Origin of the sequence: Nocardioides daeguensis, from assembly GCF_019192965.1 — a bacterium.
Lineage (GTDB): Bacteria > Actinomycetota > Actinomycetes > Propionibacteriales > Nocardioidaceae > Nocardioides > Nocardioides daeguensis.
The window spans coordinates 217,514-241,191 of sequence record NZ_JAHTKU010000020.1 but is presented as its reverse complement, the minus strand read 5'-3'; the positions used below and the strand labels follow the sequence as shown (position 1 = coordinate 241,191).

Sequence of the window (23,678 nt, the reverse complement as noted above, 5' to 3'; positions counted from 1 at the left end):
GCCCGATCAGCACGCCACTGCCGACGCCCGCTCTCGGGCACATCGCTGGTCTTCCTGCTCCAGTCCTTCGTCGCCATCGTTCAACACCTCCATGATCGAGGTGTTGCGACGACCGGTTGATTTCGCCGACCGACCCGTGGTCGCTGTGAAAGATCGCGCCCTTGAGGCTGCCCCTGGTCGCGGCAGCAGCCTTGAGGGCGTCCTCGACGAGCTCGGTGCGCATGTGGTCGGCGATCGCCCACCCGGCCAGCCGACGGGAGCAGCAGTCGATCACGGTCGCCAGGTACAGGTTCGTCCCGTCCGCGAGCGGCAGGTAGGTGATGTCCCCGACGTAGCGCCGGTTCGGGGTCTTGGCGGTGAAGTCCCGCTTGAGCAGATCCGGGTACTTCTGCCCTGACGGCTCCGGGATCGTGGTCCGCACCCGCCGCTTCTTCACGTAGCCACGGATGCCCTCCAGTCGCATCACCCGCGCGACGCGCTTGTGGTTGACCCGCTCACCGGCTGGCGCACTGTCGTTGAGCTCGGCGGTGATCCGCGGCGCCCCCTGGGTGCTGTCCTCGGCATGCACGGCCCTGATCCGCGTCGCGAGCTCGGCATCAGCCCGAGCCCGCTCCTCGCGTGCCGGGGCAGCCTTGAGCCAGGCGTAGTAGGAGGAGCGCTCGATCTCGACGAGCGCGCACAGTCGCTTCACCTCGAAGGTGGCGGAGTTGTCGGCGACGAACTGGAAGCGACTCACCAGCGCGTCTCCCCGGCGAAATACTTGGCCGCCCGCTGGAGGATCTCCCGCTCTGTGGTCAGCTTCGTCGTCTCGGCCCGCAGCGCTGCGTTCTCGGCCTCGAGCCGGGCGATCTTCTGCTCCGGTGTCTCACCGGCCGGCGATGATGAGCTGGCCGTCGTCTTGGACTGCAACGGGGTGGAGGTCAACGTCCCGTCAGCAGCCGTCTTCTTGCCGGTCCCGTAGACCTCGAGCCAGTGCCGCAACGTGCCGCGCACGATGCCGAGATCCTCGGCGATGCCGCGGACCGTGGCGCCCGGGGTGGACTCGTACAAGTCGACGGCCTGACGACGGAACTCCTCGGAGTAGTTCTTCCTGGCCATGATTCCTGGATCATCTCGCTTCCCCAGCAGGTGCTGGATTCAGCGTGTCCAAGAACCGGGGTCAGGCCCCGCTCCGCCACGACGAAACGGCCCGCCGGCGTACAGAATTCCGACCCGATAGCGCCCGGGAACCAGCCCTGACACATCGAAGCGGCCGAACTCGTCGGTGGTCGTTGCGGCCACGAGGCCGTGCCCCCAGCGACGCACGAGGATGTCGGTGTGGCGAACAGGTCGACCCTGCGACACCAGAGTGCCGGAGATTCGAGCACCACGAGCGAGGGAGCCGTCGACACGAGCCGATTGGTCGGCGGTGACCACCACGACGGGAGATCTCCACGGAAGCGTCCCCTCTCCGCCGGCCGCGACCCGGTAGCGGCCGGGAACCAGGTCCTCGAACCTGTACCTGCCTTCGTCGTCGGCCCAGACCGTGAAGGCGGTGGTCCCGTTGAGGCGAAGCACCCGGATTGGGCGGCCGGCGCCGCCGACGACCGTCCCCTCGATGTCGCCGCCGGTGCGCACCGATACCGTGCCGAGGTCGAGAGTGTTCTGCGTCGTACCGATCAGACGGCGCTGAGTCACCCAGCTGTCGGTGACCTGTCCCGCAGCGCCGACATAGGTGATGACGTGATCAACCCCGAGAACGGTCTCCTGGCAGTACTCGGGCGCATCTGGGTGCGGCTGGCAGATCTGGACGAGGAAGCTGGCGTCGGGGCGAACGAGGGTGAACCGTCCCGCTGCGTCCGTACGGGCTCGGCGGTCGGGGTCTTCGGTTCCCAGCTCGGGGACCTCGCCTGCCGTCAGTGCATTCACGAGTGCTCCCTCCACAGGTGTTCCGTCTGCGAACTGGACTGTGCCGGTGACGACCCGCTCATCGGGTGTTGTTGTAGCGGCTACCGGTGAGATCGGGGAACCTGCGACGCCGACGGCGAGGAGGAGAACCGCGGCGAGGGTGGGGCGGAGTCGGTGCTGGGCGAGTCCCATGGTGTTGTTGCTTTCTGTTCAGCCGAGGCGTTGAACGGTGAGGGTCGAGAGGGCAAGGAGGTCGCCGGAGGCGCCGGCGAGCGTCGTGCGGATGGTGGCGACTCGGGGGCCAACGTGAACGCAGGCGGCATGGAGGCGGACGATTCCGGGGGTCAACGATGCGACGGTCTCCGTCCACTGGCTCAGCGGACGAAACCCCGCGTCCGGCCCCAGAACGGAACGGACCGCGGCGTCCGTCGCGAGATCGAGCAGAAGTGTCGAGGTCGCCTCCAGATCGCAGTCGACGTTCGAGAGCGCACTGGTCAGCTCAACCTGGCCTCGGGAGATGCTCTCGAACAGGACGTCCGTACCAGCGTGCTTGTCCGAGGCCCGCCCGCCGGCGGGCCGGGTCATCAGTGCAGTGCTCATGTCATTCCGATCTGTGTGGGGCGGAACGTGCTCTCCCGAGGCTCGGTCCCCAGTTCTCCCCCAGTGGGCTTGCAGCGTCCTTGCTAGCCCTTGCAAGACGTCGCGGCAGCTGACGAGCACGCGCCGGACGCGGTCGTCGTCATGACTCGGCCCGCCCGCCCACGGCGGCCGTGCAGCACGGCGTGGCTCAGTGGCGACAGGTCGTGGGTCGCGGGCGGTCCCACCGGACGGAATCGCGTCTTCCGGCGCGATGTCCGGCGTGAGTGGCGCCTTGTCATCGCCGACCAGGCCAGCCCCCACATGGTCGGGCTGGCATGCTGCGCGCGATGCGGGGAGGTGCCGTCTCTGCTTGAGCCATGACCCCGGCCTTGCTGGCGAGATATGGGCGAGATACCGGGCGCATGCCGGTGAAGCAGCGGTCGTTGCAGGGATGTCGCGGGAAGCGTCGGGTGGCGTTGGTGCAGGTCAGTGACAGGGGATGCATCGGGCACGGGCGCCGTGAGTTGGCGACGGCTGTAATGACTAGGTCGTCGGTTCGATTCCGACAGGCGGCTCCGACGACAGTGGCTCTGACCAGCAGAAATGCTGATCAGAGCCACTGTGCGTTGTGGTCGAGAAGAGTCGATGGACGTCTACAGCGTCGCGCCGAGTCTGGTCGTTGGCGCCCGCAGCGGAGCCTGACCCGGGAGCCCGACACCTCCCTGTAGCGATGATCGCTACCCAGGAGTCCAGGGTGCGTCGGTCGCGAAGGTCGCCAGTCCCGGTCCTCGTTCCTGTGGCTCGTCGGATGCCTCGAGTGCTCAGGCGAGGAGGTCGGCGGCGCGGCGGATCTCCTCGGGGGAGCGCAGGCTGAGCATCAAGGTGGTGACCCCGCTTGCCTCCCACGTCGCTGCGCGCTCCTTGACCTCGGCCGGGGTGCCGATGATGTGCATGTCGTCCACGAGCTCGTCGGGGACGAGCGCGGCGGCGCCGGCACGATCGCCCGCCAGGAAGCGCTGTTGCACCCGGGCGGCGAGGTCGCCGTACCCCATCCGGGTGAAGAGCTGGGTGTGGAAGTTCTGCTCCTTGGCGCCCATGCCGCCCATGTAGAGCGACACGAACGGCTTCATCGCCTCGATCACCCGCTGCTTCTGCTCGGCGTTCTCGACGACCTGCAGGTGGCAGGTGGCGGCGATCTCGAAGTCGGCACGGGTACGACGCGCGCCCGGCCGCGCGAAGCCCTCGTCGAGCCACGGCTGGTACATGCCAGCGCTCTTGGGCGTGTAGAAGATCGGGATCCACCCGTCGGCGATCTCCGCGGTCTGGGCGACGTTCTTGGGCCCCTCGGCGCCGAGCCAGATCGGGAGGTCGGCGCGCAGCGGGTGGACGATCGGCTTGAGCGGCTTGCCGAGGCCGACCGCCCCGGGGCCGTTGTAGGGCAGCGGGTGGTGCGGGCCGTCGTTGGTCACGGGCGCCTCGCGGGCGAGGACCTGGCGGATGATCGAGACGACCTCGCGGGTGCGGGCCAGCGGCTTGGAGAACGGCACGCCGTACCAGCCCTCGACGACCTGGGGACCGCTGACGCCCATGCCCAGGACGACCCGGCCGCCGCTCAGGTGGTCGAGGGTCAACGCGTGCATGGCGATCGAGGCCGGCGTCCGGCCGGACATCTGCACGATCGAGGTGCCGAGCCGGACCTTCGAGGTCTCCCGGCCCCACCAGGCCAACGGCGTGAAGGCGTCGCTTCCCCACGCCTCGGCGGTGAAGATCGCATCGAAGCCCGCGTCCTCCGCGGCGGCGACGAGATCGCCGACGCCCTGCGGCGGTTGTGCGGACCAGTACCCCAGCTGCAAGCCCAGCTTCATCTGCTCAGTGAACCCTCTCGGCTCAGCCGGGCGGATCCTCCCCGAGGATGAACTTCCTGCGGCCACCGGGGGAGTGTCGGCGACCCCCTCCGCAGTCGCGGGAATCTCCCCCTGGGGTGTGATGCCGCCCCCGTCCGGGGCTCCTACCGTCGATCGCGCCGACCGACGAAGGAGCATCCATGGCGCACGAGGCGTTCATCTACGAGGCGATCCGCACCCCGCGTGGCCGGGGAAAGAAGGGTGCGCTGCACGGGACCAAGCCGGTCGACCTCGTCGTCGGCCTCGTGGACGAGCTGCGGCGTCGTCTGCCCGGTCTCGACCCGGCCACGATCGACGACATCGTGCTCGGCGTGGTCACCCCCATCGGCGAGCAGGGCGGCGACATCGCCAAGGCGGTCGCCCAGGTGTCCGGCCTGCCGGAGACGGTCGCGGGGGTGCAGGTGAACCGCTACTGCGCATCGGGGCTCGAGGCCACCAACCTCGCCGCGGCGAAGGTGCGGTCCGGCTGGGACCGGATGGTCCTGGCGGGAGGTGTCGAGTCCATGTCCCGGGTCCCGATGATGTCGGACGGCGGCGCGCTCTTCACGGACCCCACCACGACCTACGACCACCACTTCGCACCTCAGGGGATCGGCGCCGACCTGATCGCGACCATCGAGGGCTTCAGCCGGGAGGACGTCGACAGCTACGCCGTCGAGTCCCAGAACCGGGCGGAGACCGCATGGACGGAGGGCCGCTTCAAGCGGTCGGTCGTCCCTGTCGTGGACCAGAACGGCGTCGTCGTCCTCGACCACGACGAGCACCGGCGCCCGGGCTCGACGGTGGAGTCGCTGGGTCGGCTGGCGCCCTCGTTCGAGGTGCCGGGCACCAAGCTCGGCTTCGACGCGGTCGCGTTGCAGAAGTACCACTGGGTGGACCGCATCGACCACGTCCACACCGGCGCGAACTCCTCCGGGATCGTCGACGGTGCATCCCTGGTGCTGGTCGGCAGCGAGCAGGCCGGCAGGGACCTCGACCTCGAGCCGCGAGGCCGGGTGGTCGCCACGGCGATCACCGCCGCCGATCCCACCATCATGCTGACCGGTCCCACGCCGGCGACCGAGAAGGTGCTGGCGACCGCTGGTCTGACGCTCGACGACATCGACCTCTTCGAGCTCAACGAGGCCTTCGCGTCCGTCGTCCTGAAGTGGATGAAGGACCTGCGGATCCCGCACGAGAAGGTCAACGTCAACGGAGGCGCCATCGCCATGGGCCATCCGCTCGGGGCCACCGGAGCCATGCTCGTCTCCACCGTCCTGGACGAGCTCGAGCGACGCCAGGAGCGGCGTGGACTCGTCACCCTCTGCGTCGGCGGCGGCATGGGCATCGCCACGGTCGTCGAGCGCCTGTGACCAGCGGACCTACCGGATCCACCCATCGAGGAGAAGCAGTGACCAGCGTTCCGAACCCTGTCGACCCGATCTTCACCTGGCGCAAGGAGAGCGACGGGGTCGTCGTCATCACGATCGACGACCCCACCCAGGACGTGAACACCGTCCACAGCCGCTTCGTCGCGGAGCTGAGCGCCATCGTCGAGCGTCTGCAGACCGAGCGGGACGACATCGCCGGTGTGGTGCTCACCTCGGGCAAGTCCACCTTCGTGGCCGGCGGCGACCTGCACGAGATCGTGGCCCTCGGGCCCGAGGACGCGGCGCGGTTCACCCGTCACCTCGACCACCTCAAGGCCCAGCTGCGGGCACTCGAGACGCTGGGCCGTCCCGTGGTCGCCGCGATCAACGGCTCCGCCCTGGGCGGCGGCCTCGAGCTGGCTCTGGCCGCCCACCACCGGGTCGCGGTCGACTCGCCCAGGGTGCAGATCGGCCTCCCGGAGGTCGGGCTCGGTCTGCTTCCCGCCGGTGGCGGGATCGTGCGCACCGTCAGGCTCCTGGGAGCCAAGCGAGCGCTCGACGAGGTGCTCCTGACCGGCAAGCGGTTCCGGCCCGCGCAGGCCCGGGCGCTCGGCCTGGTCGACGAGCTGGTGGCGACGAGCGACGATCTCCTGCCCTACGCCAAGCAGTGGATCGTCGGTCATCCCGACGCGGTCCAGCCGTGGGACACCAGAGGGTTCACCCTTCCCGGCGGTACCCAGACGCACGGCGCGCTCGCGGCCGAGCTGCCCTTCCTCTCCTCCACGCTGCGGGCGCGCACCGGCGGCGCCCCGGCACCTGCCGAACGGGCGATCCTGGCCGCTGCCGTGGAGGGCGCGCAGGTCGACATCGACGCGGCGAGCCGGATCGAGAGCCGCTACTTCGTCGAGATCGCCACGGCGCCGATCGCCAAGAACCGCATCAACCTCACCTTCTTCGACCTGCAGCAGATCAAGGGCGGGGCGAGCCGGCCCTCCGGCCAGCCGACGTACCGCGCCTCCCGGGTCGGTGTCGTCGGCGCCGGCATGATGGGCGCCGGAATCGCCTACGCCGCCGCGAAGGTCGGCATCGAGGTCGTGCTGGTCGACACCTCGCTGGAGGCCGCAGAGAAGGGCCGTGCCTACTCGGCGAAGGTCGAGGGCCGAGCGGTCGCGCGCGGTCAGCGGACCCAGGCCGACGCCGACGCCCTCCTGGCACGCATCGCCGCCACCGCCGATCTCGCCGACCTCCGCGACGTCGACTTCGTCATCGAGGCGGTCTTCGAGAACGCCGCACTCAAGGCAGACATCTTCAGCCGGGTCGAGGCGGTCGTCCGGCCGGACGCGGTGCTCGGCTCGAACACCTCGACGCTCCCCATCACCTCCCTCGCTGCCTCGGTGGGCCGTCCGGAGGACTTCGTCGGAGTCCACTTCTTCTCCCCGGTCGACAAGATGGCGCTGGTGGAGATCATCCGCGGCGAGGCGACGTCCGACGCGACCCTCGCGAAGGCGTTCGACCTGGTCGTGCAGCTGGGCAAGACGCCGATCGTCGTCAACGACAGTCGCGGGTTCTTCACCAGCCGGGTCATCATCGCTCGCCTGAACGAGGCAGTGGCGATGGTCGGCGAGGGCATCGCACCGGCGAGCATCGAGCAGGCGTCGCTGCAGGCGGGCTACCCGGCGGGTGCCCTCCAGCTCCTCGACGAGCTCACCCTCACCCTGCCTCGAGCCGTCCGGGAGGAGGCCCGTGCCGCGGCGGCGGCGTCCGGCCAGGCATGGGTCACCCACCCGAGCCATGACGTCTTCGACCGCCTCATCGACGACTGGGGACGGGTCGGCCGCGCGGGCGGCGGTGGCTTCTACGACTACGACGAGCAGGGCCGCCGCAGCGGCTTCTGGCCCGGGCTGGCCGACGCCTTCCCCCGTGCCGCCACGACGCCCACGCTGCGGGACCTCTCCGAGCGACTCCTCTTCGCGGAGGTCCTCGAGGCATGGGCGGCGCACGCCGAAGGGGTGATCGAGGCACCCGCGGACGCCAACGTCGGCTCCCTGCTCGGCATCGGCTTCCCGGCCTGGACGGGCGGCGTGCTTCGCTTCCTCGACCAGTACGAGGGCGGGCGCGAGGGCTTCGTCGCACGGGCCGAGGAGCTCGCCGAGCAGTACGGCGATCGCTTCCGGCCGCCGGCCTCGCTGGTCGACTCCGCCCAGCCGGCGGGACTCAGCGCGTGAGGATCGACGCCAACATCGGAGGTCAGATCGACGGCTCCGACGGCGGTGACTTCGCGAGCCTCGTCCGGCAGGTGTCGACGGCCGCACAGTGCGGCTTCCACGGTGTGTGGAGCACCGAGGTCGGGCGTGACCCGTTCCTCCCTCCGCTGATCGCGGCCGAGCACGACACGGACCTGACCGTCGGGACCGCGGTCGCCGTCGCCTTCGCGCGGAGCCCGATGACCACCGCGTCCTCCGCCCACGACCTGCAGTCGTTCAGCCGGGGACGGTTCGTCCTCGGACTCGGCACCCAGGTGAAGGCGCACATCGAACGGCGCTACAGCATGCCCTGGTCGCAGCCCGCCGCCCGGATGACGGAGTACATCGCCGCCCTCCACGCGATCTGGGACAGCTGGGAGACCGGGGAGCGCCTCGACTTCCAGGGCGACTTCTACAGCCACACCCTGATGACGCCGATGTTCACGCCGTCGCGCCACGAGTGGGGACGGCCCCCCGTCATGCTCGCCGCGGTCGGGCCACGGATGACCGAGGTCGCCGCGTCCTGGGCCGACGGGCTGTTCGTGCACGGCTTCACGACCGAGCGCTACCTGCGCGACGTCACGCTCCCGCTCATCGAGAAGACCCTGGCGGACAACGGCCGCGAGCGGCGGGGATTCGTCGTCGCCTATCCCGGCATGGTCGCGACCGGGTCGACCGAGGAGCAGCTGGCGACGGCGGTCGCGGCCGTGCGCCACCAGCTCGCCTTCTACGGCGCGACGCCGGCATACCGACCGGTGCTCGACGAGCACGGCTGGGGCGATCTCCACGACGAGCTGCACCGTCTCTCCGTGGCCCACCGGTGGCAGGACATGGACGCGCTCATCGACGACGAGGTGCTGGGCGCCTTCGCCGTCGTGGGCGAGCCCGAGGAGGCGGCGGCCGAGGTGCGTCGACGCTTCTCCGACGTCATCGACAGGTTCACCCTGTACACGCCGTACCCGCTCGACGCCGAGGCGCGTGCCCGGACCGTCGCCGCGCTCGTCGCCTGAGACCAGGGAAGAAGGGTCAGCACGATGGACTTCCACGTGAGCGAGGAGGACCGTGCCCTCCGCTCCGCCGTCCGGGCGATCAGCGCGCGCTACGGCAACGAGTACTACACGAAGAAGGCCGAGGCACGGGAGTTCACCGAGGAGCTCTGGCTCGAGCTCGGTGCCCACGGCTACATCGGGATCAACGTGCCCGAGGAGTACGGCGGGGGAGGCGCTGGTCTGTGCGAGCTGGCGGCCGTCGTCGAGGAGACCGGAGCAGCCGGATGCCCCTTGCTGCTGCTCCTGGTCGCGAGCGCGATCAGCGGCGAGGTGATCGCCGAGTTCGGGTCACCCGAGCAGAAGGCGCAATGGCTGCCGCGTCTGGCCAGCGGTCAGGGCCGGGTGGTCTTCGCGATCACCGAGCCGGACGCCGGCTCCAACGCCCACGAGATCTCCACGACCGCTCGCCGCGACGGAGACGCATGGGTCCTGAACGGCACCAAGCACTACATCTCCGGTGTCGACGTCGCCGACGCGGTCCTGGTCGTCGCCCGCACGGGAACCGACCCCCGGACCGGAGGCGCCGCGCTCTCGCTGTTCGTCGTCGACACCGACCATCCCGGTCTCGTCGCACAGCCGCTGCCCGTGTCGGTGACCCTGCCCGAGCGTCAGTTCACGCTGTTCTTCGACGACGTGCGGGTACCGGCCGACCGGCTGATCGGGGAGGAGGGCGCCGGGTTCACGCAGGTCTTCCACGGGCTCAACCCCGAACGCGTCACCGGCGCGGCGCTCCTGGTCGGCATCGGTCGCTACGCCCTCGAGCGGGCCGCCGACTACGCCAACCAGCGCGCGGTCTGGGGGACCCCGATCGGCGCGCACCAGGGCGTGGCGCACGCGCTCGCCGCCGCGCGGATCGAGGTCGAGGCCGCCGCGTTGATGACCGCACGCGCTGCGTGGCTGCACGACCGGCGTCAGCCGGCCGGAGAGGCCGCCAACATGGCGAAGTACCTGGCGGCCGAGGCCGCGCTGTCCGCGCTCGACGCGGCGATCCAGTGCCATGGGGGCAACGGCGTGGCGGCGGAGTACGGCCTGATCCCGCTCTGGGGGCTGGCCCGGGTCCTGCGCATCGCGCCGGTCAACCGGGAGATGATCCTCAACTACGTCGCCCAGCACAGCCTGGGCCTTCCGCGTTCGTACTGACGGCACCGCCGCCCGCGTGGCGCGGGCGGCGGTACTCCCGAGGCGTCAGGCGCTGCCGAGCTGCACTGTCACGATGCCGATGGTGACGAGCACCAGCCCGGCGACCTGGAGCGCGCTCGGCCACTCGTCGAACAGGACCGCGCTGAGCGCCGCGATCAGCGCGATTCCCACGCCGCACCAGATCGCGTACGCCGTTGCCACCGTCATCCCGTTCTTCAACGCCTGGGCGAGGGCGTAGAACGCTGTGCTGTAGCCGCAGACCACGACGATCGACGGCAGCAGCTGGGTGAATCCCTGCGACTGCCGCAGGCTCAGCGTCGCGGTCACCTCGGTGACGATGGCGACGCCGAGCCACACCCACATCACGAGGGGCTCCCCGAGCCGCGTCCTCGCGGCGGTCCTGGTACTTCGGTGCGCATCGGTGCTCTCTCCTCGAAGAAGGGCCCCGGCAGGACCGCTGCGCTGGTCGAGCTGCAGACGGCCCCACCGGGGCGGGCGGTGTGTCGTCTCAGCCGACGAGCACGACGTGGGGTGCGCGGACCTCGTCGGTCTGCGCGGCGCCGAGCGGTCGCGGCAGGAACTTGCTCGCCCCGTACACGGCGACGGCGCACAGAGCCATGCTGAGGAAGGTCGCGGCCAGGACGATGCTGCTGGACCGCGCGGGATCGTCGAGGTGAAGCGCGATGATCACCGGTGCGCCGACCCCGAAGTTGGTGCCGAAGAAGGTGATCGGGAAGGCGACCATCAGGCCGGCGAGTCCCCAGCCGGTCTCGACGCGCCGCCAGATCAGAACGGCGAGCGTGGTGAACAGCACCACCTGGGTGCCCTCCAGGACCCCGATCACCAGCGGGTAGTTCCACAGCCGCATCTCGAAGGCGCCGTAGTAGGTGTAGACGTCGGTGCCGGTGCCGATCACCTCGAAGACGCAGGAGGTGGCGATCTCCGCCGACCAGATCAAGAACAGCCCGCGCCGGCCGACGCGGCCGTCGTAGAGCGCCTTGCCGCCGTACAGCGCGAGCCCGGCGTACAAGACGATGTAGCCGCTGTGGGTCCAGTTCGGCTGCACGACGTCGAATGCGGTGAAGTGCGACCACATGCCACCCGGAGCGCCGTCGTGGTAGTCGTAGAAGTGCAGGTCGAAGGCCACGTCGTAGAGGGGTTCGGCGAAGGCGGCCACTCCGGCCGCGAGGATCGCGAAGAGATAGAACGGCGTGCGGTGGCGGCGACCGAGCAGCACCGCAGCCACGAGCATCACCCCCACCAGGCCCCACGTCACCCAGGTGAAGACGTGTTGCCAAGCCATGCTCAGCTCGTGGGTGATGACTGGGTCAGGAGCTCGCCCCATGGTGTGTTCCTCGCTCTCGTTGTCATGCCTGGTCGGCACTCGGTCCTCGGCGAGCCACCGCAACGCCGCAGGCACTGCGACCGTAGGGTCCGCTCGTGTGGCGTCCATCACCCTGCGCGGTCAACTTCCTCCTTCTCAGGGGCGATCCGGTCCGGCCCCGGACGCCGCGGAAAAACAGGGCCCGCCCACGTCTCACCTCCGGTAGGTGGTGGACGCGGGCGGGCGGGGTTGACGCCGGGTCGAAGCGTCAGTCGCTGAGCTCCTCGGGCGCCAACAGCTGCTCGCCGATGTAGGTGCACGACTGGTCGGCGTTGAGGGGCTGGAACATGGATGCCGCGGAGTCCCGGTAGAGGCGCTCGAAGATGGCGCCGCGGCGGAACGACGAGCCACCGACGAGGCTCATCGCCCGCTTGGTCATGTACATGACGTTCTCGGCCGTGAAGGTCTTCGCCAGGCCGATGTAGGGGAAGCGCAGCTCGACGGGCCAGTTGTCGTCGTAGCCGTCGACGAGCTCTTGGCAGGTGCGGTGGACCACGCGGCGGGAGAGCTCCACACGGCTGGCCATGTCGCCGATGCCGTCGATGATGTGGCCGACGTTCGCGACCTTGGTCTCGGCGGCCGCGATGGCGCCGAAGGTCGCCCCGAGGGTCTTCTTCGACAGGACGGCCCGTGCCTCCTCCAGCACGCGGTACTGCATGCCGAGGTAGATGCTCGCGAACATCAGCGAGGCCCACTCGAGGACGCCGAAGGCACCACCGCGCCACGAGCAGACGAAGCCGTCCTCGGGCACGTAGAAGCCCTCGAAGTGGATCGTGTGGGTCCCGGTGGCGTGCATGCCGAGGGCGTCCCAGGTGCGCTCGATCCGCACCCCGTCGCCCTGTCCCTTGGCGTCGACCTTGAACTCCGCGACGAAGAAGCTCTCCTGCTCGACGCGCTCCTCGAAGGTGTCGGGCAGGTTCCCGTCGGCGTCGGTGATGGTCGCGTTGGTCGTGACGATGTTGGCCGCCTCGGACAGCGTGCCCCATACCTTCTTGCCGTACAGGCGCCAGCCGCCCTCGGGCTGCGGGACCGCGGTCATGTCGGCGAGTCCGGAGAACCCGGCTCGCTGCTCCGAGAAGGGACCGAACACGATGTCGCCGTCCGCGACCCGGCCCAGCCACTCCTTGTTCTGGGCCTCGCTGAACAGGCCCATGCACATGCCGACCATGATGAAGTGCATGTTGTAGGCCAAGGTGATGGCCGAGTCGCCGCGCGAGAGCTCGCTGATGATCTTCGACGTCTGCAGGATGTCGGCGCCGAGGCCGCCGTACTCCTTGGGGACGTTGAGGGCCACGAGGCCGCTCTTCTTGAACTTGGCGATCGACTGCTTCGGGAACTTGTTCTTGACGTCGCAATCCGGGCCGATCTCACGGAAGTACTCCGAGAGCTCGGTGGCGGCGGCGAAGGCCGCCTCGAACTCGTCCTCGGTCATCTTGTCGCTCATGTGTAGCTCCTGTGGTGTGTGCCGAGCGGGCGGTGGCGCGGTCAGTCGACGATGAGATCGGTGCGGCCGGCGTCGGCGAGGATGGTCTTGTAGGTGTCGAAGATCGGACCGGTGAGCGGCAGGAGGCCGAGCGCGGTCGAGCGCTTGCCCTCGAGCTTGATCTTCCGCTGCGCCATGGCGAGGGTGAAGTTGAGCTTGCCCTGCCAGAAGCGGTTGGCGTTGTCCGAGCTCATCCGCAGCTGGACGGTCGACGGCGCGTCGACCGCAGCGTCGCCACACAGCACCTTCTGACCCGGGAAGTCGACGAGGATCGTCGCGTCCGGAGCGGTCTGGATGATCTTGACGACGAGGGATCCGTCCTTCGTCGCCTCGACGAAGGCGGGCTCGACGACGCAGGCCTCCATGGCCTTGCCGATGTAGGCGTAGACCTCGTCGGCGTCCTTGAACGTGCTCAACGTGGAACCTCCTGGTGAGACCCGGGCGAAGAGCTCGGGATGCCTGGGATGCGGTGCCGATCCGGATGGCCGGCGCTGCCGAAACTAGGCGCGCACGCCTGTGTCCGGCGTCACCCGCGAGGTGGCACTTTCACGTCCTTCCGGGTGTGCCGTACCCGCGTGCGTCCCGCGCCGGGGTGCCCTGTCGCCGGGTCGGGTGCCCCTCGGGTGGCGGGCGGCCTTCATCCCGCGGTGTGAAGTACGCAACATCCGGCCCACCTAGCGTCGGAGCCCTGGTTCGGGTGCCACCGGGGCGCCGGACCTCGCCCGAGGAACATCAACGAGGAGACCTCATGAACTACGCGTTTGCCGTCAAGTGGCTGAAGGCGTTCCGGGAGAGTGCGGACGCGATCTGCGAGCTCTACGCAGACGACTTCGTCTTCGAGGACCCGATCCTCGACCAGTACCAGATCCGCGACAAGGGCGACCTGGGCCGGATCTTCGTGCTGTACGCCAACAAGGACCGCGAGAACGGCCTGGGCGTGCACAACTTCCGAATCCGGGGCTACGAGGGCGACCACCGCAGCGGCCTGATCCGTTGGGAGTGGACGCCGGAGGACTGCGCGAACTTCATCGGCATCGACGTCAAGGACAAGCCCTTCTTCGCGCAGGGCCACACCTTCCACGTCTACAACGAGCAGGGCCAGATCGTCCGCGAATCGTCGTGGTGGGACTCCGGCTCGATCCTCCACGACGTCGGGTTCCCCGGCGTGACCAGCACGCCCTTCCCCGCCGCCGAGCCCGCGCTCGCCTGACGACTCCCGAGAGGACCAGCACCATGACCGACATCGCGTACGCCAAGAAGTGGGCCGACACCCGGCTCAACGACCTCGCCGCCCACCGGGCGCTCTACGCCGCGGCGGAGGAGTTCGCCATCGAGGGCCGCAAGGTCAACGACCACCTCGGCGACACCGTCTCCACCGACGCCGAGTTCGAGCAGGAGATCGGCATGTGGGGCGACGGCCGGCAGCGCATCACGGTGACCGAAGCCTTCGCCGGCAACGGGCACCTGATGATCCACTGGGACTACACCGTGGACGCCGACACGTACCGCGGCCTGCCGACCGGGGGCAAGACGCTGAGCAGCAAGGGCTCGACCTTCCTCCAGTTCGACGACGCCGGGAAGATCGTCCTCGAGTCGAGCTTCGTCAACGAGAACCCGCTCTTCCAGCAGCTCGGCGTCCCGATCATCACCCCCCACTACTGGGAAGAGGGCTTCGACCCCGCGTCGCTCCTCTGACCTCCAGGTGCGACGACCACGGGCCGGGAACCACTGGTTCCCGGCCCGTGGCGCGTCCGGAGAAGGAGGGAGGGGTTCACCCCAAGGGGGGGTTGGCTTCCTCCTCCGGGATGTCGTGGCCCCCCTCGCCGGACACCTACGTTCGTGACGCACATCACCCGAGACGCAGCGACGGGCCAGACCCCGAGCAGCATTCGATCCCCGAGAAGGCAGGAACCATGTGGGGCACACTCCCGGACGTCTTGGACAGGGCCTGTGGCTACTACCGCGACCAGGTCGCCATCATCGACGACGAGCGCCAGCTGACCTACCAGGAGCTGCGCGACCTCTCCGACAGGATCGGCTCGGCGCTCCTGTCGCTCGGCGTGGAGAAGGGGCAGCGGGTCGGCCTGCTGCTTCCGAACTGCCTCGAGATCATCCCCAGCCAGCACGGCATCTGGAAGGCCGGCGCCGTCCTCGTGCAGATGCCGACCCGGGCCTCCGCGTCGGTCCACCAGGCCAACCTCGCCCAGACCGGGGCGACGGCGCTGATCTACCACGCCTCGCTCGACGACGTCGTCGCCGCGATGCGCGAGGAACTGCCGCAGCTGACCACCTTCATCCGCGTCGGTGGGGATGCCAGCGAGTCCGGCGACCACCACTTCACGACTCTCGTCGACAAGCAGCCCGCCGGCCGTCCCGTGGTCGAGATCGACCAGCACGACGAGTGCTACGTCCTCTTCACCTCCGGCAGCACCGGTGAGCCGAAGGGTGTCGTCCAGTCGCACTTCACCTGGGGGCACTACAGCATCACCGCCGGTCTCGAGATCGGCGACACCCGCTGGGGCGAGGTCTTCGCCCACGGAGCGCCGCTCACGCACTACACCCAGATCTTCGTGATGCCGACCTTCCTCCGTGGCGGCACCAACGTCATGCTCCACGGCCTCGAGGTCGAGCCGCTCCTGCAGAGCATCGAGCGCTACAAGGTCACCGCCACCGCCGTGGTCCCGACGATCATCTACCTGCTCCTCGACCACCCGCGCCGCTCCGACTACGACCTCTCCTCGCTGCACACCATGCTGTACGCCGGCTCGCCGATCTCTCCCGAGAGGCTGCGCCAGGCGCTGGAGGTCTTCGGCCAGATCTTCATCCAGGCCTACGCCGGCACCGAGCCCGGGTACGTCTCGTGCCTGCGCAAGACCGACCACCGCGTCGACAGCGACGAGGCGATCGAGCGGCTGGCGTCCGGTGGGCGCCCGATCCCCTACGTCGAGGTGTCCATCCAGGACGACGACGACAACGCGCTGCCCGTGGGCGAGGTCGGCGAGGTGTGTTCGCGCCAGCTCGGCCAGATGCTCGGGTACGTCGACGCGTCCCGCAACGCCGAGGCGCTGCGGGGCGGATGGGTCCACACCGGCGACATCGGCAAGCTCGACGAGGACGGCTTCCTCTACATCGTCGACCGCAAGAAGGACATGGTCGTCAGCGGCGGCTTCAACGTCTTCCCACGCCAGGTCGAGGACGTGATCGTCACCAACCCCAACGTCGCCCAGGCAGCCGTGATCGGCATCCCGCACGAGAAGTGGGGCGAGGCGGTGCACGCCTTCGTCGTCCGCAAGCCGGGTGCCGAGGTCAGTTCCGAGGAGATCCAGGCGCAGGTCAAGGCCGAGCTCGGCGCGATCCCCTCCCCGAAGACCGTCGACTTCGTCGACGAGCTGCCGGTCAACCCCGCCGGCAAGGTCGACAAGAAGACCCTGCGGGCCCCGTTCTGGCAGGGCCGCGACCGCCAGGTCGGCTGAGCCACCACCCACCCGAGAGAAGAGAGCAGACCATGAGCGTTCCGCACTACGGCAACCACATCAACGGCGAGTGGGTCGACAACGGCCAGGTGCTCGAGGTGCGCAGCCCTGCCACCGGCGAGCTGGTCGCGACCGTCGCCAAGGGCGGCGTGGCCGAGATCGACGCGGCGGTCGCCGCAGCCAAGGCCGCGCACGCCGAGGGCACCTGGCGCAACACGGCGCCGGCCGACCGCGCGGCGCTGATCAACGCCGTCGCCGCTGACCTGGGCGGCCGGCTCGAGGAGCTGGCCGCGCTGCAGAGCCGAGAGAACGGCGCGACCATCCGCGTGACCGGCGCGCTCCACGTCGGACTGTCGATCGCCAACATGCAGTTCATCGCCGCGCAGGCTGCCGAGTACGAGTTCGAGAAGGCCGGCCCGGAGATCGGTCCGGTGCCGGCGGAGGGGATCCTGCGGCGCGAGCCGCTGGGCGTGGTCGCCGCGATCGTCCCCTGGAACATCCCGCTCCTCACGATCGTCTGGAAGGTCACGCCGGCCCTGGCCGCCGGCAACACCGTCGTCCTCAAGCCCGACGAGCATGCTCCCCTGCTGGCGCTGGAGCTGGCCAAGGCGTTCCAGGCCGCCGGCCTGCCGAAGGGCGTTCTCAACGTCGTCGTCGGCGAGGGCCACGACGCCGGCGCGCGTCTCAGCCAGCACCCGGACGTCCGCAAGGTCGGGTTCACCGGATCCACCGAGGTCGGGAAGAGCATCCTCGGCGCCTCGGCGGACAACATGAAGCGGGTCACCCTCGAGCTCGGCGGCAAGGGCCCGAACATCCTGCTGGACGACGCCGACCTCGACGTCGCCATCGACGGCGCCATCTATGCGTGCATGGCCAACAACGGTGAGGCGTGCGAGGCCGGTACGCGGCTCCTCGTCCCGAGCTCGCGGAAGGACGAGATCGTCGAGCGCCTGGTCGCCCGGGTCAGCACGATGAGGATCGGCGACCCGCTGGACCTCGCCACCGACATCGGGCCGCTGATCACGGCCGACCAGCGCGACCGCGTCCTGGCCCACATCGCGAAGGCCGAGACGCAGGGCGCGAAGGTGGCGGTGGGCGGCGGTGCGCCGGAGGGCGCCGAGTTCGCTCACGGCTACTTCGTCGAGCCCACGGTCCTGACCGACGTCACGCCCGACATGACGGTCGCCTGCGAGGAGGTCTTCGGTCCGGTCCTCAGCGTGCTCACCTACGACACCGTGGAGGAGGCGATCGCCATCGCCAACGACACCGAGTACGGCCTGTCCGCCGGCGTGTGGGGAACCGACGAGACGCGCGTCCTCGACGTCGCCCGGCAGCTGGAGGCCGGCATGGTCTACGTCAACGACTGGCACGTGCTTCACCCGGCCTACCCGTTCGGTGGCTACAAGCAGAGCGGATTGGGCCGCGAGGGCGGGCCGAACGCGCTCGACGCCTACACGGAGCAGAAGTACATCTCCGTCGACCGGTCCGGCGGCGTCGAGAACAAGGCCTACGCCCTGGTGCTCGGCACCCCGGCCTGATCCTCAGCACGGAGGAGAGCGACCATGCATCCCTACGCAGACCGGCGCGACGGCGTGGCGCGCGTCGAGGCTGCCCTCGAGCAGCTCCGCCTGGGTCAGCCCGTCGTCGTCTTCGACGACGACGACCGCGAGAACGAGGGCGACCTCATCTGTGCCGCCGAGCTGATGACGGCAGAGACCATGGCCTTCATCGTGCAGCACACGAGCGGGCTGGTCTGCGTGGGGATGACGGGCGAGCGGCTCGACGAGCTCGGGCTGCCTCCCATGGTCGAGGCGGCGGACGACCCGCGCGGGACGGCCTTCACCGTGTCGGTCGACCTGAAGGGGGTGACGACGACCGGCATCTCTGCGGCGGACCGGGCGATCACCGCCCGTGCCCTCGCCAACCCGTTCGTCTCGGGCGACCAGTTCAGCAAGCCCGGACATCTCTTCCCGTTGCGGGCACGTCCCGGAGGCGTGCTGCAGCGAAGCGGTCACACCGAGGCTGCGGTCGACCTGTGCGCGATGGCAGGGCTCCACCCGGCCGGCGTCCTCGCCGAGATCACCAATCCCGACGGGACGATGGCGCGGATGCCCGACCTGGTGCGCTTCGCCCGCGAGCACCGACTGGTGCTGGTCTCGGTCGCCGACCTGGTCGCCTACCGCATGGCACGCGAGACGCTCGTGACGTGCACGGCCGCGGCTCGGGTGCCGACCGACTTCGGCGAGTTCTATGCGGCGACCTACCGCTCGCAGATCGACGGGGTCGAGCACGTCGCCTTCCTGCGGGGCCATCTCACCGGCAAGGCCGACGTGCTCGTCAGGGTTCACTCCGAGTGCCTCACCGGGGACGTCCTGGGCTCCCGGCGCTGCGACTGCGGAGAGCAGCTGCAGCTCGCGCTGCAGACCGTGGCCGAGGCCAACTGCGGTGTCGTCCTCTACCTGCGGGGGCACGAGGGACGAGGGATCGGGCTCACCCACAAGCTGCGGGCCTACCAGCTGCAGGACGAAGAGGATCTCGACACCGTCGACGCCAACCTCGCCCTGGGGCTTCCGGTAGACAGCCGCGAGTACGGCGTCGGGGCCCAGATCCTGCGTGACCTCGGCGTCTCGTCGATCCGCCTGATGAGCAACAACCCGGCCAAGTTCGCCGGTCTCTCCAGCTACGGCATCACCATCTCCGAGCGCGTTCCGCTCCGGGTGAGGCCGAACGCCCAGAACGCCGGATACCTCCAGACCAAGTCGGCCCGGCTCGACCACGACCTCGGCGCCGCCACGGCGTCGGAACGGAGCGCATCATGACGACCAGCACGCTGGCCCCGCTCGAGACGGAGCAGAAGTTCCGCCAGGCGATGGCGACCTTCCCGAGCGGTGTCACGATCATGACGACGACGGACGAGAACGGCGAGGCACGCGGCTTCGCGGCCAGCTCGTTCTGCTCGGTCTCGCTCGACCCGGCGCTCGTGCTGGTCTGCATCGCCAAGACCGCCCAGTGCCACGGCGCCTTCATGAGCAGCGACCAGTGGTCGATCCAGGTCGCCGGCTCGGCGCACGTCGACCTCATCGAGCGGTTCGCCACGAAGGGCGCCGACAAGTTCGGAGGCGGGGAGTTCGTCCGCGACCACCGCGGCATCCCCGTCCTTCTCGACGCGGCCGTGCTGATCGAGTGCGAGGCCCACGCCCGTCTCGACGGGGGAGACCACACCATCCTCGTCGCCCGGGTCATCGAGGTCGACGTGGACGACCGCCCGCCGGTCCTCTACTTCCAGCGCGGCTTCAGGCCCCTCGACCAGATCCCCCTCCAGGGCGCGTTCTGATGGCGACGACACAGATCGACCCCGCGACCGAGGAGCCGCCGCCCCGCGAGCTCCCGGCAGGCGGCGTGCTGATGCAGAAGACGCCGTCGGGCGTCCAGCGGGTCATCGTCGACGTCGGCGAGTCGGGTCGCCTGCTCGGGCAGCTGGTCGCCACCGCGGTCCGTGAGCCGCGAGGCTACTGGGGCGCCACTCGGGACGAGATGTACTCGATGCTCCGGTTCTGCTGGCTCCCGGTCACGCTGGCCGTCGGCGGCTTCACCTTCCTGATCGCCAACTACGCCTACGACCTGCTGAGCCTGCTCGGCGCGGGCAACAGGCTCGGTACCTACTTCGTGTTCGCCTCCATCCGCGAGATCTCGCCGTTCTGCACCGGTATGGCGGTCGCGGGGGTGATGGGAACGGCGATGACCGCCGACCTCGGTGCCCGGCGGATCCGCGAGGAGCTCGACGCGCTCACCGTCCTCGGCATCGACGCAGTCAGGACGCTCGTCCTGCCCCGAGTGCTCGCGATCACCGTGATGATGGTGCTCTTCAACATCCTGGGCAGCCTGCTGGGCATCGGCATGGCCAGGGTCTCGGCGACCTGGCTCGGCGACACCTCGCCCGGTGCCTACATGGGCAACATCTTCGGCGCACTCACGGTCCCCGAGCTCGGGGGCACCGTGATCAAGACGCTCATGGTCGGCCTCTTCATCGGCGTCGTCGCAGCCCACAAGGGCCTGACCGCCAAGGGCGGTGCCGAGGGCGTCGGCCGCGCGGTCAACGAGGCCGTCGTGCTCTCCTTCGCCGCGATCTGGGTCATCAACTTCATCGTCAACGCGACGATGCTCGGCCTCTTCCCCGAAATGCTCATGAACAGGTGACGACCGTGACGACATCCACGACCTCCGACGCCGAGCTCGAGCTCGATGACAGCGAGGAGACGTCGACGAGCGGACAGGGCGGCTTCGGCGGCTACAGCGACGGCACGTCCCTGGTCGCCGACCTCGGTGCGATCGCGAGCTTCGGTCTCACCGTCGCGCGCACCCTGCCCGACCTCCGCATGCACAGCACCGAGGTGCTGCGCCAGGCAGGCATCTTCATCCTGAAGAGCACACTGATCATCTGGTTCATGATGTGCATGCTCGCCGCGGAGATCGCGCTCGAGGCGCACTACCTGCTGGCCCAGCTCGGCGCGGGCGGCTACACCGCGGTCTTCAGCTCGACCGGCGACTACACGGTGGCCCCGGAGATGTGGGGCTGGATCCTGGCGGCGAAGGTGGGCTGCGGGCTGGTCGCGGAGCTGGGCTCGATGCGGATCAGCGAGGAGATCGACGCACTCGAGGTGATGGGCTTCGACTCGCTCGTCTACCTGGTCACCACCCGCATCGTCGCGATCATGATCGTGACGCCCTTCATGTTCATCGCCGGCACCGGACTGATGTACATGCTCGGCTACGCCCTCAACGTCCACTACTTCCACAGCGTCTCCGCCGGTGGATACCTCTCCGTCTTCTGGTCCTTCACGACCCAGCAGGACCTTGTCCTCTCGTTGCTGGTGGCGGCGATCATGGGGCTCCTGATCGTCCTGGTCGGCTGCTACTACGGCTACAACGCCAGCGGCGGACCGGTCGGGGTGGGCAAGGCCACCGCGAAGTCCATGGTCATCAACCTCGTCATCGTCAGCGTCCTCGGCGCGGTCTTCCAGCAGCTCTTCTTCGGCGCCCTGACCCGCGCCCCCATCAGCTTCTGACGTGCTCGGGCACGTCACCGACCGACGAAAGGCAGCACCCGCCATGACCACACAGGTCGCCCCCGTCGACAACCAGGCCTTCTACGAGGACATCTATGCCAACGGGATCGTCGCCGATCCCGCGCCGCACCTCGAGCACAGCGTCAAGATCAAGAACGTCAAGAAGTCCTTCGGCTCCTTCGACGTCCTCACCGGGCTCAACCTCAACTTCGTCGACGACTCGATCACCACGGTGCTCGGTCCGTCCGGCACCGGCAAGAGCGTGCTGCTCAAGCACATCGTCGGCCTGCTCGAGCCCGACGAGGGCGTGGTCGAGGTCTTCGACCAGGACATCTGGCGGATCTCGCCCGCCGAGCGACAGGAGATCCGCAAGCGGGTCGGCATCCTCTTCCAGGACGGGGCGCTGTTCGGGTCGATGAACATCTTCGACAACGTCGCCTTCCCGCTGCGCAAGCACACCCGCAAGCGTGAGTCCGAGGTCCGCAAGATCGTGATGGACCGGCTGGACGAGGTCGGCCTCACCCGCGCGGAGAAGAAGTACCCCGGCGAGGTCTCCGGCGGCATGAAGAAGCGCGCCGGCTTCGCCCGGGCGCTGGTGTTGAACCCCAGCCTGGTCATGTTCGACGAGCCGGACTCGGGCCTCGACCCGGTCCGCACCAGCCTGCTCAACGACCTGATCCTCAGGGTGCACGCCGAGCACGGCGGCACCTACATCCTGGTCACCCACGACATCCGCACCGCCCGCAAGGTCAGCGACTACGTCGGCGTCGTGTGGAAGGGCAAGCTCATCCACTACGGCGAGACGGAGGAGGCGTTCAACTCGGACATGCCGTTCGTGCGGCAGTTCCTCTCGGGCGACTCCATCGGCCCGCTCGGGATGGACTGAGGCCCACGTGATGCTCTCCCCACGTTGGCTCGCGGGCGGACTCGTCGCGACGGTCGTCGCCGGGGCCCTCCTCGCGCAGAAGCAGGACGACTACGACGTCCGGCTGGTGATGCCCTCCGCGGCTCAGCTCTCCGAGCAGACCCCGGTCTGGATCGGGGGCCGCAAGGTCGGCCAGGTCACCGACCTCGGCGTCAAGGACGGCAAGGCCCTGGTCACGATCTCGATCGACGACGACGCCGCACCCCTGCACACCGGAACCACCACCCGGGTGGACTGGGTCTCCGCGGTCGGTGAGCGAATCCTCACCGTCGAGCCCGGACCCGCGTCCAACCCCGCGATCCCCGAGGGGGCGTACGTCGAGGCCGCCTCACGCCAGGTCGAGGTGGACCAGGTGCTCGCCGCTCTCGACACCAAGACCCGCGAGCGGGTGTCGTCCCTGATCGGGCGGCTCCAGGCGACCGTCGACGGTCGGGAGGGCCAGCTCAACGACACGATCCAGCAGGCGTCGGGCACCGTCGACGCCCTGGGCGACGTGCTGCGCGCCGTCGGAGCAGACGGTCCCTCGATCCGGGCCATCGTCCGGGACCTGTCGTCGCTGCTGGACGCGAGCGCCGAGAAGCGCAGCCAGATCGCCGCCAGCGTGGCCAACCTGAGCAAGGTGGCGGCCTCGGTCGCGGGCGAGCAGGAGGCGATCAGCGCGATGCTGAAGCAGCTGCCGTCGACCTTCGACACGGCCAACACCACGCTGAGCAAGGTGCCGTCCGCGTCCGAGCAGACCGTGGGTCTGCTGGACGACCTGCAGCCCTCCACGCGGCGTCTGCGCTCGGTCAGCAAGAACCTCGCCCCGGTCCTGACCGACTTGCGGCCCACGGTCGCCGAGCTGCGCCCGCTGCTCAGCGCGGCCGACCAGCTCCTCGGCCGGACCCCGGCGCTGCTCGACAGCAGCCACCAGGTCCTTCCCGGTCTCGACGGGATGCTTGCCGACCTGGCTCCCGCGGTCGCCTTCCTCCGGCCCTACACCCCGGACGGCGTCGGCGGGCTCATGAACTGGGGCCAGGCGTTCGCCCCGTACGACGGCGCCGGTCACACCTGGGCAGGCCTCCTCGCCCCGGGCACGAACGCGCTCAACGAGAGCCTCGTGCCGCTGCCCACCGCACGACAGAAGCCCGAGCCCTACCCCGGGCAGGCCGAAGGACAGCCGTGGACCGACGCGACCGGAAGCAGGGTGCAGTGAG

General features: G+C 69.3%; 21 protein-coding genes and 1 pseudogene. 14 read left to right on the top strand and 8 right to left on the bottom strand.

All coding sequences use genetic code 11. The annotated features are described in order from the left end of the window. Window positions 1-127: 127 nt before the first annotated feature. The 4 genes and pseudogenes from KU893_RS17055 to KU893_RS17040 form a co-directional block, all read right to left on the bottom strand. Window positions 128-1,098, bottom strand: a pseudogene (locus KU893_RS17055) (IS3 family transposase); the annotation flags it as partial. Between the two features lie 39 nt (window positions 1,099-1,137). Then, window positions 1,138-2,079, bottom strand: coding sequence for a carboxypeptidase-like regulatory domain-containing protein (locus KU893_RS17050; protein ID WP_218235572.1), 942 nt, complete (start codon window positions 2,077-2,079; stop codon window positions 1,138-1,140). A gap of 18 nt (window positions 2,080-2,097) precedes the next feature. Continuing rightward, the gene (locus KU893_RS17045; RefSeq protein ID WP_218235571.1) at window positions 2,098-2,487 is read right to left on the bottom strand and encodes a hotdog family protein; all 390 of its coding nucleotides are present in this window, start codon (window positions 2,485-2,487) and stop codon (window positions 2,098-2,100) included. An 800-nt stretch (window positions 2,488-3,287) separates the two neighbouring features. Next, entirely contained in the window at window positions 3,288-4,331 is a 1,044-nt protein-coding gene (locus KU893_RS17040; RefSeq protein WP_218235570.1) for an LLM class F420-dependent oxidoreductase, read from the bottom strand. Window positions 4,332-4,510: 179 nt separating this feature from the next. On the opposite strand from KU893_RS17040, the gene KU893_RS17035 reads away from it, so the two are divergent. The 4 genes from KU893_RS17035 to KU893_RS17020 are packed head-to-tail and all read left to right on the top strand — an operon-like array spanning window position 4,511 to window position 10,151. Further along, window positions 4,511-5,722: an acetyl-CoA C-acetyltransferase gene (locus tag KU893_RS17035; protein ID WP_218235569.1), complete on the top strand. Its 1,212-nt coding sequence runs from the start codon at window positions 4,511-4,513 to the stop codon at window positions 5,720-5,722. Between the two features lie 38 nt (window positions 5,723-5,760). Further along, window positions 5,761-7,944 (top strand): 3-hydroxyacyl-CoA dehydrogenase NAD-binding domain-containing protein, encoded by a 2,184-nt coding sequence (locus KU893_RS17030; protein ID WP_257441372.1) that lies wholly within the window; start codon window positions 5,761-5,763, stop codon window positions 7,942-7,944. Further along, window positions 7,941-8,972 carry a TIGR03617 family F420-dependent LLM class oxidoreductase gene (locus tag KU893_RS17025; protein WP_218235568.1) on the top strand — a complete coding sequence of 344 codons (1,032 nt, stop codon included), beginning with the start codon at window positions 7,941-7,943 and terminating at the stop codon, window positions 8,970-8,972. The genes KU893_RS17030 and KU893_RS17025 overlap by 4 nt, the downstream gene beginning before the upstream one ends. A gap of 24 nt (window positions 8,973-8,996) precedes the next feature. Next, window positions 8,997-10,151, top strand: coding sequence for an acyl-CoA dehydrogenase family protein (locus KU893_RS17020; RefSeq protein WP_218235567.1), 1,155 nt, complete (start codon window positions 8,997-8,999; stop codon window positions 10,149-10,151). Between the two features lie 45 nt (window positions 10,152-10,196). Here KU893_RS17020 and KU893_RS17015 read toward each other — a convergent pair whose 3' ends face one another. From KU893_RS17015 to KU893_RS17000, 4 genes are all read right to left on the bottom strand, one after another. Then, window positions 10,197-10,514: a DMT family transporter gene (locus tag KU893_RS17015; RefSeq protein WP_218235592.1), complete on the bottom strand. Its 318-nt coding sequence runs from the start codon at window positions 10,512-10,514 to the stop codon at window positions 10,197-10,199. A gap of 145 nt (window positions 10,515-10,659) precedes the next feature. Then, entirely contained in the window at window positions 10,660-11,454 is a 795-nt protein-coding gene (locus tag KU893_RS17010) for a hypothetical protein (protein ID WP_246592750.1), read from the bottom strand. A 289-nt stretch (window positions 11,455-11,743) separates the two neighbouring features. Continuing rightward, window positions 11,744-12,979: an acyl-CoA dehydrogenase family protein gene (locus tag KU893_RS17005; protein WP_218235565.1), complete on the bottom strand. Its 1,236-nt coding sequence runs from the start codon at window positions 12,977-12,979 to the stop codon at window positions 11,744-11,746. A 41-nt stretch (window positions 12,980-13,020) separates the two neighbouring features. After that, a complete protein-coding gene (locus KU893_RS17000) occupies window positions 13,021-13,434 on the bottom strand; it encodes an SCP2 sterol-binding domain-containing protein (protein ID WP_218235564.1) in 414 nt (137 codons plus the stop codon). Window positions 13,435-13,766: 332 nt separating this feature from the next. Here KU893_RS17000 and KU893_RS16995 point away from each other — a divergent pair, with 332 nt between their 5' ends. The 10 genes from KU893_RS16995 (at window position 13,767) to KU893_RS16950 (ending at window position 23,677) form a co-directional block, all read left to right on the top strand. Then, window positions 13,767-14,228: a nuclear transport factor 2 family protein gene (locus tag KU893_RS16995; RefSeq protein ID WP_218235563.1), complete on the top strand. Its 462-nt coding sequence runs from the start codon at window positions 13,767-13,769 to the stop codon at window positions 14,226-14,228. A 23-nt stretch (window positions 14,229-14,251) separates the two neighbouring features. Further along, complete coding sequence (locus KU893_RS16990) at window positions 14,252-14,713, top strand: nuclear transport factor 2 family protein (protein WP_218235562.1); 462 nt, start codon at window positions 14,252-14,254, stop codon at window positions 14,711-14,713. Window positions 14,714-14,931: 218 nt separating this feature from the next. Further along, window positions 14,932-16,491, top strand: coding sequence for an AMP-binding protein (locus KU893_RS16985; RefSeq protein ID WP_218235561.1), 1,560 nt, complete (start codon window positions 14,932-14,934; stop codon window positions 16,489-16,491). Between the two features lie 32 nt (window positions 16,492-16,523). Then, entirely contained in the window at window positions 16,524-18,029 is a 1,506-nt protein-coding gene (locus tag KU893_RS16980; RefSeq protein WP_218235560.1) for an aldehyde dehydrogenase family protein, read from the top strand. Window positions 18,030-18,053: 24 nt separating this feature from the next. Beyond that, window positions 18,054-19,310, top strand: a complete 1,257-nt coding sequence (locus tag KU893_RS16975; RefSeq protein WP_218235559.1) for a bifunctional 3,4-dihydroxy-2-butanone-4-phosphate synthase/GTP cyclohydrolase II — start codon at window positions 18,054-18,056, stop codon at window positions 19,308-19,310. Then, window positions 19,307-19,825 carry a flavin reductase family protein gene (locus tag KU893_RS16970; protein WP_218235558.1) on the top strand — a complete coding sequence of 173 codons (519 nt, stop codon included), beginning with the start codon at window positions 19,307-19,309 and terminating at the stop codon, window positions 19,823-19,825. Before KU893_RS16975 ends, KU893_RS16970 begins: the two co-directional genes overlap by 4 nt. Next, entirely contained in the window at window positions 19,825-20,688 is an 864-nt protein-coding gene (locus KU893_RS16965) for an MlaE family ABC transporter permease (RefSeq protein ID WP_246592749.1), read from the top strand. The genes KU893_RS16970 and KU893_RS16965 overlap by 1 nt, the downstream gene beginning before the upstream one ends. Window positions 20,689-20,693: 5 nt before the next feature. Further along, window positions 20,694-21,557 (top strand): ABC transporter permease, encoded by an 864-nt coding sequence (locus KU893_RS16960; protein WP_218235557.1) that lies wholly within the window; start codon window positions 20,694-20,696, stop codon window positions 21,555-21,557. 43 nt (window positions 21,558-21,600) lie between these two features. After that, window positions 21,601-22,443, top strand: coding sequence for an ABC transporter ATP-binding protein (locus KU893_RS16955; RefSeq protein WP_218235556.1), 843 nt, complete (start codon window positions 21,601-21,603; stop codon window positions 22,441-22,443). Window positions 22,444-22,453: 10 nt separating this feature from the next. Further along, complete coding sequence (locus KU893_RS16950; RefSeq protein WP_218235555.1) at window positions 22,454-23,677, top strand: MlaD family protein; 1,224 nt, start codon at window positions 22,454-22,456, stop codon at window positions 23,675-23,677. Window position 23,678 lies beyond the last annotated feature (1 nt).

What these genes read in the sequence shown, in the direction of transcription:
- KU893_RS17050 (WP_218235572.1), bottom strand. Translation starts at nt 2,079, where the DNA reads ATGGGACTCGCCCAGCACCGACTCCGCCCCACCCTCGCCGCGGTTCTC.
- KU893_RS17045 (WP_218235571.1), bottom strand. Translation starts at nt 2,487, where the DNA reads ATGAGCACTGCACTGATGACCCGGCCCGCCGGCGGGCGGGCCTCGGAC.
- KU893_RS17040 (WP_218235570.1), bottom strand. Translation starts at nt 4,331, where the DNA reads ATGAAGCTGGGCTTGCAGCTGGGGTACTGGTCCGCACAACCGCCGCAG.
- KU893_RS17035 (WP_218235569.1), top strand. Translation starts at nt 4,511, where the DNA reads ATGGCGCACGAGGCGTTCATCTACGAGGCGATCCGCACCCCGCGTGGC.
- KU893_RS17020 (WP_218235567.1), top strand. Translation starts at nt 8,997, where the DNA reads ATGGACTTCCACGTGAGCGAGGAGGACCGTGCCCTCCGCTCCGCCGTC.
- KU893_RS17015 (WP_218235592.1), bottom strand. Translation starts at nt 10,514, where the DNA reads ATGTGGGTGTGGCTCGGCGTCGCCATCGTCACCGAGGTGACCGCGACG.
- KU893_RS17010 (WP_246592750.1), bottom strand. Translation starts at nt 11,454, where the DNA reads ATGGCTTGGCAACACGTCTTCACCTGGGTGACGTGGGGCCTGGTGGGG.
- KU893_RS17005 (WP_218235565.1), bottom strand. Translation starts at nt 12,979, where the DNA reads ATGAGCGACAAGATGACCGAGGACGAGTTCGAGGCGGCCTTCGCCGCC.
- KU893_RS16995 (WP_218235563.1), top strand. Translation starts at nt 13,767, where the DNA reads ATGAACTACGCGTTTGCCGTCAAGTGGCTGAAGGCGTTCCGGGAGAGT.
- KU893_RS16990 (WP_218235562.1), top strand. Translation starts at nt 14,252, where the DNA reads ATGACCGACATCGCGTACGCCAAGAAGTGGGCCGACACCCGGCTCAAC.
- KU893_RS16985 (WP_218235561.1), top strand. Translation starts at nt 14,932, where the DNA reads ATGTGGGGCACACTCCCGGACGTCTTGGACAGGGCCTGTGGCTACTAC.
- KU893_RS16980 (WP_218235560.1), top strand. Translation starts at nt 16,524, where the DNA reads ATGAGCGTTCCGCACTACGGCAACCACATCAACGGCGAGTGGGTCGAC.
- KU893_RS16975 (WP_218235559.1), top strand. Translation starts at nt 18,054, where the DNA reads ATGCATCCCTACGCAGACCGGCGCGACGGCGTGGCGCGCGTCGAGGCT.
- KU893_RS16970 (WP_218235558.1), top strand. Translation starts at nt 19,307, where the DNA reads ATGACGACCAGCACGCTGGCCCCGCTCGAGACGGAGCAGAAGTTCCGC.
- KU893_RS16965 (WP_246592749.1), top strand. Translation starts at nt 19,825, where the DNA reads ATGGCGACGACACAGATCGACCCCGCGACCGAGGAGCCGCCGCCCCGC.
- KU893_RS16955 (WP_218235556.1), top strand. Translation starts at nt 21,601, where the DNA reads ATGACCACACAGGTCGCCCCCGTCGACAACCAGGCCTTCTACGAGGAC.
- KU893_RS16950 (WP_218235555.1), top strand. Translation starts at nt 22,454, where the DNA reads ATGCTCTCCCCACGTTGGCTCGCGGGCGGACTCGTCGCGACGGTCGTC.